Source organism: Bradyrhizobium ganzhouense (assembly GCF_049949285.1).
Classification (GTDB): domain Bacteria; phylum Pseudomonadota; class Alphaproteobacteria; order Rhizobiales; family Xanthobacteraceae; genus Bradyrhizobium; species Bradyrhizobium ganzhouense.
Genome location: NZ_CP181318.1, coordinates 7,877,036 through 7,890,739, shown reverse-complemented (window position 1 = coordinate 7,890,739; position 13,704 = coordinate 7,877,036). Strand labels below are relative to the sequence as shown.

Below are 13,704 nucleotides of genomic sequence, written 5' to 3'. Positions count from 1 at the left end.
ACCTTTCAGCCACGGTTGGTATGCAACAACGGCCCTTCCTCTGGGGGCCTCGATTCATGCGCGCTGCGGCCGCAATTCTCATTACTTTGCTTCTCGCCGGCTGCGCCGGCAACGAAGCGCCGGTCCAGCAGCCGTCGATGTATGCCGACATGTCGGTCCCGGGCACCAAGCTCGATGCCCCGGCGGCCGCGATCATGATCTCGCAGTACCGCCAGAACAACGGTCTGGGCACCGTCGTCGTCGACCCCGATCTGATGCGGCTCGCCGAATCCCAGTCCAATGCCATGGCTGCCGCCAACAAGATGGACCATGACGTCCGCGCGCCGCTGGCCAAACGCCTTGCCGCTGGCAGCTATCCGGCCACCGTGGCGGTCGAGAACATCTCGGCCGGCTATCATACGCTGGCGGAAGCGTTTTCCGGCTGGCGCGACTCGCCTCCGCACCGCGCCAATATGCTCAAGGGCGGTGTCACAAAATTGGGCATAGCGGCCAGCTATGCTCCAGGCACCAAATACAAGGTGTTCTGGACCATGATCCTGGCGTCGACGGACCCCCGATAAGCCAGACTTGATCCCAGGATGCATTGACGCCGCGGTGAACTGTCGCCACGGTCGCTCGCCATCTGCTATTGTTCCCACATGACAGATCACAGTCCCGAAGCCGCCAGTGTCCCTGCGAATGCGCAACGCGTCCTGGTGCTACAGGGCGGCGGCGCGCTCGGCTCCTATCAGGCCGGGGGCTATCAAGCCCTGTGCGGTTATGGCTTCGAGCCGGAATGGGTCGCCGGCATCTCGATCGGCGCGGTCAACGCTGCCATCATCGCCGGCAATGAAGGCCACACCCGGGTCAAGCGGCTCAAGGAATTCTGGGAGATGGTCTCGGCTCCTGTGCCGTGGAAGCCGATCGGCAAGAGCGATCACAGCCGCGAGCTGTTCAACTCCACCAGCGCCGCGCTGATCGCGACGTTCGGCGTGCCGGGCTTCTTCGTGCCGCGCGTCCCGCCCGCGCCGATGTGGCCGCCGGGCCATCCCGAGGCGGAAAGCTACTACGACACCGCGCCGCTGAAGAAGACGCTGGAGCGGCTGGTCGATTTCGACCGCATCAATGACCTCAAGACGCGCCTGTCGGTCGGCGCCGTCAGCGTCACCTCGGGCAATTTCAAATATTTCGACAATTACGAGTTCAAGAAACTCGGCAAGAAGATCGGCCCGGAGCATATCATGGCCTCCGGCGCGCTGCCGCCCGGCTTTCCATCCGTGATCATCGACGGCGAGCATTACTGGGATGGCGGCATCGCCTCCAACACGCCGCTCGACTACGTGCTGGATGCGGAGCTCGATCGCGACCTCCTGATCTTCCAGGTCGACCTGTTCAGCGCGCGCGGCGATTTGCCGAACTCGCTGCTCGAGGCAGCCGAGCGCGAGAAGGACATCCGCTTTTCCAGCCGTACGCGCATGAACACCGACAAGAACAGGCAGATCCACAACGCCCGCAGGGCGGTGCGCGACCTCATCACCAAATTGCCGGATTACCTGAAGAACGATCCGTCCGTCGAATACCTCGCCAAGGCCGCGCGCGAAAGCACCGTCACCGTGGTGCACCTGATCTATCGCAGCAAGAACTACGAATCCTCGTCCAAGGACTATGACTTCTCGCATGTCGCGATGGTCGAGCACTGGGAAAGCGGCGTGCGCGACGTGCATCTGTCGATGCGCCACAAGGACTGGCTCGACAAGCCGCAGTCCGGCGAGACCATGGTGACTTACGATCTCACGGGGGACGTCACCGCGCCCCCGCCAAAAAGGAGCGAATGATATGGGTACTCTGTCAGGCAAAAACGCCGTCGTGACCGGTTCGACCAGCGGCATCGGGCTCGCCTATGCGCGCGCCTTCGCGGCTGCCGGCGCCAATGTCGTCATCAACGGGTTCGGCTCGCCGGAGGACATCGAGAAGGAGCGCGCCAAGATCGAGTCCGATTTCGGCGTGAAGGCGGTCTACTCGCCCGCCGACATGACCAAGCCGGCCGAGATCGCCGGGATGATCGCGCTGGGTGAGAAGTCGTTCGGTTCAGTCGATATCCTCGTCAACAATGCCGGCATCCAGTTCGTTTCGCCGATCGAGGAATTCCCGCCGGAGAAGTGGGACCAGATCATCGCGATCAACCTGTCCTCGGCCTTCCACGCCATTCGCGCCGCTGTCCCCGGCATGAAGAAGAAGGGCTGGGGCCGGATCATCAACACCGCGTCGGCGCACTCGCTGGTCGCCTCGCCCTTCAAGTCGGCCTATGTGTCGGCCAAGCACGGCATCGCCGGCCTGACCAAGACCGTGGCGCTCGAAGTCGCGACCAGCAAGATCACCTGCAACTGCATCAGCCCCGGCTATGTCTGGACGCCGCTGGTCGAGAAGCAGATCCCCGATACGATGAAGGCCCGCAACCTCACCCGCGAGCAAGTCATCAACGACGTGCTGCTCGACGCGCAGCCGACCAAGGAGTTCGTGACGTCCGAGCAGGTTGCAGCACTCGCGCTGTTCCTGTGCAGCGACGATGCAGCCCAGATCACGGGTACGAACCTGTCGATCGACGGCGGCTGGACCGCGGAGTAATTCCACACTCTGTCATGCCCCGCCTTGTGCGCACTTGCGCACTGGGGCGGGGCATCCAGTACGCCGCGGCGTCTCGATTCTATCAATGCTGTCTCTGGAATACTGGATCGCCCGCCTTCGCGGGCGATGACAGTCAGAACGAGGCGGCCGCTCCCCGGTCAATGGCTCCAGGCCAGCGCCGTCACGATCGCGGATTGCAGGTTCAGCTCCGCGAACATGATCTTGCCGGCGACCACGACGAGGACGCTGGCGAGCGCCACGCGCAGCACCGTCTCCGGCACGCGCGTCGCGCTGTAGCTGCCGAGGACGATGCCGGGCAGCGAGCCCAGCAGCAGCACACCCATCAGGGCCCAATCGACCGAACCGAGCATCCAGTGTCCGATGCCGGCCACCAGCGTCAGCGGCACCGCGTGCGCGATGTCGGAGCCGACAATGGTTGCCATCGGCAGGCGCGGGTAGAGCAGCAGCAGGACGGTCACGCCGACCGCGCCGGCACCGACCGACGAAATCGAGACCAGCACGCCGAGCACGACTCCGGTGACGACGGTCGCAATCACCGTGGTGCGCTCGCTGATCTGCGCCATGCGCCGGCGATAGCGCTCCATGATCGACTTGCGGAAGATCAGCGATGTCGCAGTCAGGATCAGCGCGAAGCACAGCACCAGGTTGACGAGGTTGCGCTCGACATCGCCTCTGAGATCGAGCTTCCACAGCACCAGCAGCGTCAGCGCGCTCGCCGGAATGCTGCCGCAGGCAAGCCGCAGCACCGCCGGCCAGTGCACGCTGCGCGACCAGCCGTGGACCACGCTGCCTCCGGTCTTGGTGGCGGCGGCATAGAGCAGGTCGGTGCCGACGGCGGTGGTCGGGTGGATGCCGAACAGCAGGATCAGGAGCGGCGTCATCAATGAGCCGCCCCCTACGCCGGTCAGTCCGACAAGCAGGCCGACGCCGAATCCCGAGGCGACGTAAAGCGGATCAATCATGGTTCGGGAAATCTAGGTTTATCTCGTCAGTTGGGCAATAAGACGTAGAATAAATTTCCCCTGGCGTGCAACCTCTTGGGTGTAATAAGAAAAATTGTGCTCCGAACCGGAAATAGGCAGATGTTTCGCCTCGTCCTTGGGCGCGTTGCGAAATAGTCGTTCCCCGAGGGGCGGGGCAGGTACGGGCGCGTCGTACCTATCGACCAAACGCCAGCACGTGCAATCCCAGTCGCTGCCGCACGATCCAGAACAGCAGCACTGTCTCGAAGGTGAGCGAGATCGAGGTCGCGGCCGCGGCGCCGTGGCCGCCGAAGCGCGGCACCAGCGCGATGCAGAGCACGACGTTCATCACGAAGGCGAGCGCATAGGCCAGCGCGCAGATCTTCTGCTGGCCCAGCATGTTGAGCAGGCGCTCCACCGGCCCGATCGCGGCGCGCACCACGAGACCGATCGCGGCGACGAACATGATGTCGTAGCCGACCACGAATTGCGGCCCGAACAGCCAGAGCAGCGGCTTGCCCAGCGCGAGCAGCACGGCGGTCGCGGCCAGCGACGGCCAGAACGTCCAGTTGATCGCGTGCGCGACATAGGCCGACAGCCGCGCCTTGTCGCCGAGCGCGTTGTATTCGGCAAAGCGATGCGCCGTCGTTGCCGACATCGCGTAGTGGATGAAAGACACCAGCGCCAGCGTCTTCACCACCGCGAAGTACACGCCGACTTCGTCTGAGGGGCGGAACTGCTGCAGCACCAGCACGTCGGTGTAGGACAGGAGCAGGTAAAAACTTTCGACCAGCAGGATCGGCAGCGAGACTGCGAGCCAGCCACTGACGTCATAGGCTTTGGGGCCGGGTGTGATGTGCTCGGCGAGCTTGCGGTTCAGCACCACCATCTGCCCGGTCATCGCGATCCACACCGCGCCGGCGCTCGCCACCATCGCGGCGACCGCGCCGAGATGGTAGCCGAGCAGGAAGGCGCCCGCCGTGATGCCGATGATCAGCGCCTGGCGGATGATGAATTGCGGCATCAACCCAAGCTGCATCCAGTCATGCGAGCGCGCAATGCCGTCCTGGGTGTTGGCGACGACGAAGGCCGGCAGCGTCATGCAGCCGATATAGAGTGGCAGCTCCTCGGCCGGATCGATCCAGGGCGACAGCAGCTTGACGATGCCGGCAAGGCCGAGTGAGACGAGCGTGGACACCGCGAAGGTGAGCCAGCGACTGCCGGAAAGAAAGCCGCGCAGCAGCGCATGGTCGCCGCTGGCGCGATATTCCGGAATGATTTTTTGCGCGGAGGCCGAGATGCCAAAATCCATCATGCTGCCGAGCAGCAGCACCCAGGTCCAGACGTAGACATAGATGCCGTAGTCGGACGTCCCCATCCAGCGCGCGAGCAGGATCTGCGAGAAATAGGCAACGCCCGCGCTGATGACGCGGATGATGAAGATGGTGCCGGCCAGCCGCCGCGTCAGCGACGCTTCGCTCGATCCGCCCGAAAGCTTGGCGCGCAACCGCGCGATCAGCCCGGCCGGTCCGGTCGTTGCGGGTTCTGCATCCATCACGGCCACGTCGAGATCCCCAGGCGTCCCGCGTGCTGCGGCAGGCTTGATGCGGTGATCCCCGGGATTAGCAACCATTCGTTAAGATTCGGTTGGGTGCTTCAACGTCGTACCGGCGAAGGCCGGGACCCATACCGCGTGATCTATCGAGGGTGCGCGGTGATAATCCCGAACGACCAACCTTCGTCAAACTTCTCCCTGTGGCTATGGGTCCCGGCCTTCGCCGGGACGACAAGAGAAGTCACTCCAAATTCGTATTGAACTCGTACGATTTCTCCGGCCCCACCAGCGTGAACTTCAGCGCTGCGCCGTCGGGCTTGACGCCTGGCGGCAAGCCGTCGAGCTCGAAGGAAAATCGCTTCACGCCGGGCGGGCCGTGCTCGACCGGATCAGGAATGGGCAACGACCACTCGGGCGTCGGCCCTTCCACGAACAGATTGACCTTGCTGTCAGCGGGCCCAACAACGTCGACCACGACTTTCTTGGGTCCGTCGCGCTTGACGTCACGGATGGTCAGCGGATTGGGATCGCCGATCGTGGCGGGCTTCGGCACGGTGTCGAGCGCCGCGCGCAGATTGGCATCTTCGGTCGAGGCGACGTTATTGAAGCCGAGTTCGACATTGGCCTCGACGGGAACGCAGAGCTTTTCGCAGACGGCGTAATTGATCTCGGCGCGCAGTGTCACCGGCTTGTCGGCGGCCTTGGCGACGATACGCAAGGGCAGCACGATCTGGTCGTGATAGCCGATCGAATGACCGCCCGCGCCGTCGTCGAATTTCAGTGGCGCCGGCCACATTACGGTCACCGCTTCGACATTGTCAGACTTGGAGAAGTCGAACCGCGGCGGGACGCCGGAATCGCCCGGCATGCGCCAGTAGGTCTTCCAGCCGGGCTGGAGCTGGAAAGCGATACCGCCGAGCAGCACCGCGCCACTGCGCGATCCCGCGAGCAACCGCACCGCGGAATGCATGTCGCGCTGCCACAGTGATGCATCGTCGGCATGGGCACCGATCGCCAGCGACGACGCAAGCAAGGTTGTCGCGACGCCAATCGCCGCATGCAGGGGAACTCTTGTCAGCATGTCACGTCTTTACAGGGTCGGCCCTAGGCAAACCATTGAATTGCTTGTGATGGATGCACTGGATTCAAGTCTCTGCAAGCCTTGATTTGACAGCAGGGCGGCCCGACATCAGGATAGGAATTGAAACCGGAGTGCTTCATCCATGGCTCCCCCAGGCAAAAGGACGGGCGAAAGCACCCGCAGCGCAGGCGCTGGGCTCCCCAATTCGGCCGGCTATCTCGACGGCCGGCTCCTGATCGCGATGCCTGTCATGGGCGACTCCCGCTTCGAGCGCTCGGTGATTTATCTTTGTGCGCATTCGGCCGAGGGCGCGATGGGTATCATCGTCAATCATCCGGCCGGCAGCATCGATTTCCCGGAGCTTTTGGAGCAGCTCGGCATCGTCAAGAAGGGCGAGCACATCAAGCTGCCGCAAAATGCCGAAAGCATGAAGGTGCTGGCTGGCGGCCCGGTCGACACCGGCCGCGGCTTCGTGCTGCATTCCAGCGACTTCTACATCGAGCACGCGACACTGCGGATCGACGAGGGCGTCTGCCTCACCGCGACCGTCGACATCCTGCGCGCGATCGCCAACGGCTCCGGCCCCAAGCACGCCATCCTCGCGCTCGGCTACGCTGGCTGGGCCCCGGGTCAGCTCGAGACCGAGATCCAGAGCAATGGCTGGCTGCACTGCGACGCGGATGCGGATCTGATCTTCGGCGACGACGTCGACGAGAAATACGGGCGGGCGCTGCGCAAGATCGGCATCGATCCCGGGATGCTCTCGAACGAGGCGGGACACGCGTAGCGCTTTGTCGTCGCTGTGTCGTCCCGGATCTGTGCTTCGCTTGTCCGGGACGACAGCGGTGTGTGAAGGCCTACTCCGCAGCCTGCTGCTGCACCGTCGGCTCGGTCCCCGCCACCGTCGCCCTCCGCATGTCGCGCGGCTGCGACTGATCGTAGCGGCGGACGCGGTGCATGGTCTGGCGGTTGTCCCACATCACGAGATCATGCAGCTTCCATTTGTGGACGTAGACGAATTCTGCGTTGGTCGCGTGCTCGTTGAGGTCGCGCAGCAACAACCGTCCCTCCGGCAGGCTCATGCTCACCACCTTGCCGGCATGCGATGAGAGATAGAGCGACTTGCGGCGATGCACCGGATGCGTCCGCACCAGCCGCTGCAGCACCGGCTTGAACATCACCTTCTCGTCGTCGGTGTATTCGGTGAAGCCGAGCGATCCGCGCGAATACATCAGCGAGTGCTCGCAGACGAGATCGTCGATCTCGGCCTTGGTCTCGTCGTCGAGCGCGTCATAGGCCGCGCGCATATCGGCGAATTCGGTGTTGCCGCCCTTCGGGTTCACCACGCGCGCCGACAGCAGCGAGAATTTTGCCGGAATGGGGCGGAACGAGCTGTCGGAATGCCACAGGCAGTTGCCGAGATTGAACAGGTGCGCGCGGCTGTCTTTTGCGAGCGGCTTGCCGTCCTTGCCGAGATTGGAGACGTCGTTGAGGCCGGACTGGAGACGGTAGTCCTTTTCCTTGGTCACGGTGCCGCCGCGTGCATCCTCGCGCTGACCGAAATTCAGCGCAAAGGCCATCTGCTGTTCGTCGGTGATGTCCTGGTCGTGGAAGACGAGTACCGCATATTTGTCCATGGCGGCCTCGACCTCGCGGGCCTCATCCGGCGTGAGAGGCTTTCGCAGGTCGAGGCCGGAAACCTCGCCGACAAAATGCTTCTGAAGCTGCCGGATGGCGATCGTCATGGCGTCTCTCCCGCGAACCGCGAGCAGTTGGTCCCGCTCTGTCGGTGAAAAAGCTACTCCCGCACTCGTGGTTGTCAACGCTGGCCACGCATGGCAGCCCGTAGCCCGGATGGAGCGAAGCGTAATCCGGGGTTTTCACCCCGCGGAAAGACCTTCCCGGATTACGCTGCGCTCCATCCGGGCTACGCCTTCACGCGTTGCGCGCCATCAACCCGCCGTCGACCGGGATCACTGCACCGGTGAGGAAAGACGCCGCCGGCAGGCACAGGCTCAGCGTCATATGCGCGACCTCCTCGGGATCGCCGTAGCGGCCGAGCGCGGTACGGCGCTTGGCGTAGATGGTCTTGTGCTCCTCGGAGATGCGGTCGGTGATGGCGGTGCGGATCGGGCCCGGACAGATGCAGTTGACAGTGATGCCCTCACGGCCGAGCTCGACCGCGAGCGAGCGGGTGAGGCTGGCGACGCCGCCCTTCGCGGCCGAATAGGGACTGTGCAATGCGGTGGCGCCGAGTGCCTCGGTGGACGCGATGTTGACGATGCGCGGGCTCTTCGACTTGCGCAGATGCGGCAAGGCGGCGCGGATGATGCGCGGATGCGCCGTCAGCATCACCGCGATGCCCTTGGCCCAGGCGTCTTCGTAAGCCTCATCGTCGATCGCGACGCGTACGGAGATGCCGGCGTTGTTGACGACGATATCGAGCCCGCCGAAATGCGCCGCGACGTCACTGACCACGCGCTTGATCTCGCCGCCGTCGGCGACATCGAGCTTCCAGGCCTTCGCCGAACCACCGCTCGCCGCGATCTCCTTCGCGACCGTCTGCGCGCCTTGCTCGTCATAATCGGTGACGGCGACGTTCGCGCCTTCAGACGCGAACACGCGCGCGGTGGCGCGCCCCATGCCGCTGGCCGCGCCGGTGACGAGAACGGTCAGGCCTTTCACGGAGCGGCTGAGCTCTCTGAATTCGGACATGCTGTTTCCTCGCGTCTCTTGTTTCTTGTTCTGAGATTGACAAGGCTGGCATCGATCCGCAGACAGGTCAAACAAGCAAAACAAAAGGGGAGGCCGCGATGGCGCACGAGCTCGATTTCTCAGGCAAGCAGGTTCTTGTCGTCGGTGGTTCCAGCGGTATCGGCAACGGCATCGCGCAAGCTTTTCGCGCGAGGGGCGCAGCAGTTGCGGTGTGCGGCACGCGTGCCGAGCCCACGGAATATTCGGCGGAGGAGGGCTCCGATCTCACTGGGCTTGCTTATTCGCAGCTCGACGTCAGCAACCCCAGTGCGATCGAGGCGTTCAAGCCGTCCTTCGATAGGCTCGAAATCCTGGTGCTCGCGCAGGGCGCGGTGATCTATCGCCGCGGCGAGTTCGAGATGGAGGGCTTTCGCAAGGTTGTCGAGGTCAATCTGATGAGCCTGATGGCGTGCGCGACGCGATTTCATTCCATGTTGCGGGATTCCAGCGGCGCGCTGATCATTGTGTCGTCGACAGCGGCCTATCACTCCACCATGGGCAATCCCGCCTACAATGCGTCGAAGACCGGCGCGGTCGGATTGACGCGGACGCTGGGCGAGGCGTGGGCGGAGGATGGCATCCGCGTCAACGGCATTGCGCCCGGCCTGGTCGACACCAAGATGACGAAGGTGACGACCGACAATCCCAAGCGGCTCGAAGGTGCGTTGTCGCGCATTCCGCTACGGCGATTGGGCACGCCGGCCGACATGGCGGGCGCGGCGCTGTTCCTGGCCTCGCCGCTGTCGTCCTACATCATCGGCCAGACGCTGGTCGTTGATGGCGGGCTCATTCTCTAACTCGATTGGAACTGCGCTGCTCCTGGTCTGTTACTCCGGCAGACCCCGAGGAGGAGCATCATGGACAAGGACAGGATCGTCGGATCGGCCAAGGAATTCGCTGGACGCGCTGAAGGCGCCGTCGGCGATCTCGCAGGCGATGCGCAGACACAGGCATCCGGCAAGGCGCGCGAAGCCGCCGGCACGGTGCAGAATCTCTACGGCCAGGCCAAGGACGCCGTGCGTGACGCCGCGGACACCGCCACGAACTACGCCAAGGATGCCTATGACAACAGTGGCGAGACATTTCGCGGCGGCTCGGAGGCGCTGTCGAAGAAGGTGCAGGACAATCCGCTCGGTGCACTGCTGGTTGCCGGCGGCATCGGCTTCGCGCTCGCGCTTCTGATGTCGCGCCCCGCACGTCGCCCGCCCCCGCGGTGGCGCTATTACGGCTAGTAGCCGCTCGTCATTCCGGGTTCGCGCCAAGAGGCGCGCCCCGGAATGACAGTTTAATTCAGAGCAACGACTACCGAACCACTTCCGCCGAACGCCCGACATTGGCGGGTGGGCGCGGAATCGCTGGGTTCGGATTCGGGTTACGCGGCGCCGGCGCCAGTTGACGCGGCGCTGGCTGTGGCGCGCCGAAACCGAAGCCGAAGAAATCGCGAATTGACGGCGTGGCCTGTGCCGGCTGCTGCGGCGGTGCTGGTTTCTTCGGCGCGAGCGGCTTGGGCGCCACGATCGCAGCGGCTGCACCCGGCGTGCCGGGAGCCGCAGCACCCCCGTCAGGCGTCGTTGCCGCCATCGGCGTATCGCCCTTGGCCTGTTCGCGACCGACTTCGCGGCGCGGCCAGGAATAATCGTCGGCACGGCCCGCGGGCGCGGCGAGCGGCTCGCCCTTCACCAGCGTCTTCGCGGCGAGCGCATCGACGGCGGCGGGACGCGTGCCCGGTCCACCCAGCAACTGATCGGTCGAGATCGAGGCCGCGACCAGCGGCACGATCGGGCCCGCCAGCGGTCGTGGCGGGGGCTTGCCGGGCTCGGCGCTGGTGTCCGGCGTCGCCGGCTCGCTCGGCAGCGCGATCGGGCCGGAGCGTCCCGCCAGCAGACGCGTGATCTCGCGCTCGACATAATGAGCGAGTTTTCGCGCGCCCGGCTTGGTGAAGTAGACGCCGTCACCGCTGCGCAGCTGACGGATCTGGCCTTCGAAATCCGGACCCTTCTGCAGGAAGCGGCCGGCTTCGTCGACAAAGCCGTCCCAGACGTCGACATAGGTAATGCCGGCCTTGGCCGCGCCCTCGCGATAGAGCGAATCCAGGAACAGCATGTCGGCGGTGCCCTTCTGCCCGCGGATCGCAGGCAGGCCGACCCAGAGCACCGGCACGCCCTTGGCCTTGAGGACGTTGGCGAGCTCCTCGATCTTCTTGCTGTAGAGCTCGACCCAGTGGTCGTCGCGGAATTCGTAGAGGCCGTTCGGATTGCGCGCGGTCTTTTCGGGCGCGGCGGCCGGCGTATCGGCGTTATCGGCGTCGTCTTGCGGCAGGTCGGTGTCGACAGGCTTGTCGTCGGGCTTGGCAGCGGTGTCAGGTTTGGCATCGCCGGGCTTGGCGTCACCCGGCTTTCCCGTCGGCTTGGTGCGCGCGGCCTTGTCGTTCTTCTTGTCTTTGTCCTTGTCCGCCGGCTTGTCGGATTTGTCCGGCGCGGCTTCGCGGATCGAGATGCGGTCGTTGAGGCCGAGCATGACGACGATGACGTCCGGCTTCTCTGTGTCGAGGATGCCCTTCGCAGCAGCCGCCCAGTCCGAGGGCTCACCCTTCGGCTGGTACTTGATCAGGCCGGACGTGGTCTTGTGCTTGCGGATCACGCCCATGTCGGGCTGCTCGGTGTAGGCGTCTTCGAGGCCGTAGGCGAGCCAGTCCGCCATGGCGTCGCCAATCACCAGCACGTTCTTGTCGGGGATCGTCTCGCGCTTGGCCGGCGACGGCGCGCGCGAAAAATCCTGGCGCGGGGCCTGCTGTTGCGGCTGCTGGAATGGCGCGAAGAAATCGCCGCCGAACCAACCTCCGCCTCCACCGTTTCGCGGTGGCGGGGCCTGGCGCTGCGGCGGACCGCCGAAGCCGGGGAAGTTGAAGAACTGCGCCGAAGCCGGTCCCGCGATCGAGACCAGGATCGCGAGCGCCGTCCCCAGCGCGATCAACGGGCCGGTCTCGGTCAGCGCCTTGAAAAACGATTTTGGCTTCGACATGCGATCTCGGGCGCGCGCGACGGGGTCTGGAATTGGCTCAATATAATAACGGAATCGGGCGCCAAACGGGCAAATTCTCTTGCAGATTCTTGGGGCGATACACCAGTGAGCGGCCAAAATCCCGCTTCAGGGTTACTTTCGGCGCGATTTTACCGCCCGCGCAGCCGGTCCAGCACGTCGGAGGAGGCAAACCCGTCCGCGGGCACCCCGATCGAGGCCTGGAAGTTGCGGAGTGCATCCCGGGTCTGGCCACCGAACTGGCCGTCCGGGATGCCCTTGTAGAAGCCGCGCTGGACCAGGAGTTGCTGGAGTTCCAGCCGCTCGGTGCGGGACAGCTCCCGCTCCTGCCGTGGCCATGGCTGGACGAAAGGCTGGGCGCCGCGCAGGCGGTCGGCGAAATGGCCGATCGCCATCGCATAGGCCTCGGCCGGATTGTACTTCATGATGACCCGGAAATTCTGCAGCATCAGGAAGCCGGGCCCCTGCGCGCCGGCCGGCGCCAGCAGATAGGCCTTGTCCGCCGGATGCGGGAAGGGCTGGTTCGTTGCGCGCTTGAGCCCGAGCTTCTCCCATTGCGCGATCGTCATCGCCTTGGCGCGATCGGCCAGCATGTAGTTGAAGCCCTGCGGCACCACGACCTCGAAACCCCAGGTCTGGCCGCTCTGCCAACCGTCCTTCTTCAGATTGTTGGCGGTGGAGGCGATCAGGTCGCTTGCGTTGTCGACGACGTCGCGCCGTCCGTCGCCATCGCCGTCCACGGCAAAGCGCTTGAACGCGGTCGGCATGAACTGGGTCGGGCCGAACGCGCCGGCCCAGGAGCCGCGCATCTGCTCCGGGCGCAAATCGCCGCGATTGAGGATCTCCAGCGCCGAGAGGAACTCGTCCTTGAAATAGGCCTGGCGGCGGCCGACGCAGGCGAGCGTCGCGGTCGATTGCAGCACGCTGCGGTCGCCCATCTGCGTCGAATAATTGGACTCGATGCCCCAGATCGCCGCGATGATATAGCGGTCGACGCCATAGGCCTTCTCGGTCGCATCGAACTGCGCCTTGTACTTGGCAAGAACCTCCTTGCCCTTGGCGAGCCGGTTGTCGTTCACGAGGATGTCGAGATAGTCCCAGATCGACTTGGTGAACTCGGGCTGCGAATCCATCAGGTCCATGATGCGCAGATCGGGCGAGAGCCCTGCCGTAAAGCGCTGAAAGTTTTCCTGAGTGATGTTGCGGCGTGCGGCATCAGGCCACATGCCCGCAACGCAATTGTCGAAATTGCCGGCCGCCTCGCGGATCGCGGCCGCGGTCATCAGCGGATGGCCGGAGGCACCGTCCTCGCCGCTCCAAGGCTGAGCTCCCGTCTGAGCGCCGCCGGGGCCGGGCGGGGCTTGCGCGGGCGCCGGGTTCGAGCCGGAGAAAATACCGCCGAACAGGTTCGACAGGCCGTTTTGCCCTTGTTGTCCTTGTTGTCCCTGGGCCTGCGCGGACACTGGGAACAGCAGCGCGGCCGCGAGCATTGTTGCGCCGGTCAAAGATAAAGCTACCGCTGTCACCAATTGCCTCATGTCCCACCCGTCCGGCCAAAAATCAGCCATCAGGAGGCCTCGTTACGGTTGCCAATATCTTAACAAAGGTGAAATTTTGCTGGTCACCTTTTTCTCGAATTCCCTGAGACCGAGCCCTACATCCGCCTTTGTTACCGGCTGCAAAACGGT

13 protein-coding genes are annotated in these 13,704 nt (G+C 64.4%); 6 read left to right on the top strand and 7 right to left on the bottom strand.

What is annotated here, in order from left to right; genetic code table 11:
* The first annotated feature begins 56 nt into the window (after positions 1 to 56).
* From ACLFLU_RS36700 to ACLFLU_RS36690, 3 genes are all read left to right on the top strand, one after another.
* Positions 57 to 560: a CAP domain-containing protein gene (locus tag ACLFLU_RS36700; RefSeq protein ID WP_426409531.1), complete on the top strand. Its 504-nt coding sequence runs from the start codon at positions 57 to 59 to the stop codon at positions 558 to 560.
* 78 nt (positions 561 to 638) lie between these two features.
* Entirely contained in the window at positions 639 to 1,814 is a 1,176-nt protein-coding gene (locus tag ACLFLU_RS36695) for a DUF3734 domain-containing protein (protein ID WP_426409530.1), read from the top strand.
* A 1-nt stretch (position 1,815) separates the two neighbouring features.
* Entirely contained in the window at positions 1,816 to 2,604 is a 789-nt protein-coding gene (locus tag ACLFLU_RS36690) for a 3-hydroxybutyrate dehydrogenase (RefSeq protein ID WP_426409529.1), read from the top strand.
* Positions 2,605 to 2,762: 158 nt separating this feature from the next.
* Here the strand turns inward: ACLFLU_RS36690 and ACLFLU_RS36685 are convergent, their stop codons facing one another.
* From ACLFLU_RS36685 to ACLFLU_RS36675, 3 genes are all read right to left on the bottom strand, one after another.
* Positions 2,763 to 3,587 (bottom strand): sulfite exporter TauE/SafE family protein, encoded by an 825-nt coding sequence (locus ACLFLU_RS36685; protein ID WP_426409528.1) that lies wholly within the window; start codon positions 3,585 to 3,587, stop codon positions 2,763 to 2,765.
* A gap of 196 nt (positions 3,588 to 3,783) precedes the next feature.
* The gene (locus ACLFLU_RS36680; RefSeq protein WP_426409527.1) at positions 3,784 to 5,151 is read right to left on the bottom strand and encodes an oligosaccharide flippase family protein; all 1,368 of its coding nucleotides are present in this window, start codon (positions 5,149 to 5,151) and stop codon (positions 3,784 to 3,786) included.
* A gap of 232 nt (positions 5,152 to 5,383) precedes the next feature.
* Positions 5,384 to 6,223, bottom strand: coding sequence for a protein-disulfide reductase DsbD domain-containing protein (locus ACLFLU_RS36675; RefSeq protein ID WP_426409526.1), 840 nt, complete (start codon positions 6,221 to 6,223; stop codon positions 5,384 to 5,386).
* Positions 6,224 to 6,365: 142 nt separating this feature from the next.
* Here ACLFLU_RS36675 and ACLFLU_RS36670 point away from each other — a divergent pair, with 142 nt between their 5' ends.
* Positions 6,366 to 7,010, top strand: coding sequence for a YqgE/AlgH family protein (locus tag ACLFLU_RS36670; RefSeq protein ID WP_426409525.1), 645 nt, complete (start codon positions 6,366 to 6,368; stop codon positions 7,008 to 7,010).
* A 70-nt stretch (positions 7,011 to 7,080) separates the two neighbouring features.
* On the opposite strand, the gene ACLFLU_RS36665 is transcribed toward ACLFLU_RS36670, so the two are convergent.
* Positions 7,081 to 7,968: a TauD/TfdA dioxygenase family protein gene (locus ACLFLU_RS36665; RefSeq protein WP_426409524.1), complete on the bottom strand. Its 888-nt coding sequence runs from the start codon at positions 7,966 to 7,968 to the stop codon at positions 7,081 to 7,083.
* A 190-nt stretch (positions 7,969 to 8,158) separates the two neighbouring features.
* Positions 8,159 to 8,938 carry an SDR family NAD(P)-dependent oxidoreductase gene (locus ACLFLU_RS36660; RefSeq protein WP_426409523.1) on the bottom strand — a complete coding sequence of 260 codons (780 nt, stop codon included), beginning with the start codon at positions 8,936 to 8,938 and terminating at the stop codon, positions 8,159 to 8,161.
* 98 nt (positions 8,939 to 9,036) lie between these two features.
* On the opposite strand from ACLFLU_RS36660, the gene ACLFLU_RS36655 reads away from it, so the two are divergent.
* On the top strand, positions 9,037 to 9,774 hold the full coding sequence (locus ACLFLU_RS36655; protein ID WP_426409522.1) for an SDR family NAD(P)-dependent oxidoreductase: 738 nt from the start codon (positions 9,037 to 9,039) through the stop codon (positions 9,772 to 9,774).
* A gap of 60 nt (positions 9,775 to 9,834) precedes the next feature.
* The gene (locus tag ACLFLU_RS36650) at positions 9,835 to 10,209 is read left to right on the top strand and encodes a CsbD family protein (protein ID WP_426409521.1); all 375 of its coding nucleotides are present in this window, start codon (positions 9,835 to 9,837) and stop codon (positions 10,207 to 10,209) included.
* 70 nt (positions 10,210 to 10,279) lie between these two features.
* On the opposite strand, the gene ACLFLU_RS36645 is transcribed toward ACLFLU_RS36650, so the two are convergent.
* Positions 10,280 to 11,998: an SGNH family hydrolase gene (locus tag ACLFLU_RS36645; RefSeq protein ID WP_426409520.1), complete on the bottom strand. Its 1,719-nt coding sequence runs from the start codon at positions 11,996 to 11,998 to the stop codon at positions 10,280 to 10,282.
* 149 nt (positions 11,999 to 12,147) lie between these two features.
* On the bottom strand, positions 12,148 to 13,554 hold the full coding sequence (locus ACLFLU_RS36640) for a lytic murein transglycosylase (RefSeq protein ID WP_426414148.1): 1,407 nt from the start codon (positions 13,552 to 13,554) through the stop codon (positions 12,148 to 12,150).
* Positions 13,555 to 13,704: the final 150 nt, after the last annotated feature.

Excerpts from the sequence above, each read along its gene's own strand:
- ACLFLU_RS36700 (WP_426409531.1), top strand. The coding sequence starts at position 57 with ATGCGCGCTGCGGCCGCAATTCTCATTACTTTGCTTCTCGCCGGCTGC.
- ACLFLU_RS36695 (WP_426409530.1), top strand. The coding sequence starts at position 639 with ATGACAGATCACAGTCCCGAAGCCGCCAGTGTCCCTGCGAATGCGCAA.
- ACLFLU_RS36690 (WP_426409529.1), top strand. The coding sequence starts at position 1,816 with ATGGGTACTCTGTCAGGCAAAAACGCCGTCGTGACCGGTTCGACCAGC.
- ACLFLU_RS36685 (WP_426409528.1), bottom strand. The coding sequence starts at position 3,587 with ATGATTGATCCGCTTTACGTCGCCTCGGGATTCGGCGTCGGCCTGCTT.
- ACLFLU_RS36675 (WP_426409526.1), bottom strand. The coding sequence starts at position 6,223 with ATGCTGACAAGAGTTCCCCTGCATGCGGCGATTGGCGTCGCGACAACC.
- ACLFLU_RS36670 (WP_426409525.1), top strand. The coding sequence starts at position 6,366 with ATGGCTCCCCCAGGCAAAAGGACGGGCGAAAGCACCCGCAGCGCAGGC.
- ACLFLU_RS36665 (WP_426409524.1), bottom strand. The coding sequence starts at position 7,968 with ATGACGATCGCCATCCGGCAGCTTCAGAAGCATTTTGTCGGCGAGGTT.
- ACLFLU_RS36660 (WP_426409523.1), bottom strand. The coding sequence starts at position 8,938 with ATGTCCGAATTCAGAGAGCTCAGCCGCTCCGTGAAAGGCCTGACCGTT.
- ACLFLU_RS36655 (WP_426409522.1), top strand. The coding sequence starts at position 9,037 with ATGGCGCACGAGCTCGATTTCTCAGGCAAGCAGGTTCTTGTCGTCGGT.
- ACLFLU_RS36650 (WP_426409521.1), top strand. The coding sequence starts at position 9,835 with ATGGACAAGGACAGGATCGTCGGATCGGCCAAGGAATTCGCTGGACGC.
- ACLFLU_RS36645 (WP_426409520.1), bottom strand. The coding sequence starts at position 11,998 with ATGTCGAAGCCAAAATCGTTTTTCAAGGCGCTGACCGAGACCGGCCCG.
- ACLFLU_RS36640 (WP_426414148.1), bottom strand. The coding sequence starts at position 13,554 with ATGAGGCAATTGGTGACAGCGGTAGCTTTATCTTTGACCGGCGCAACA.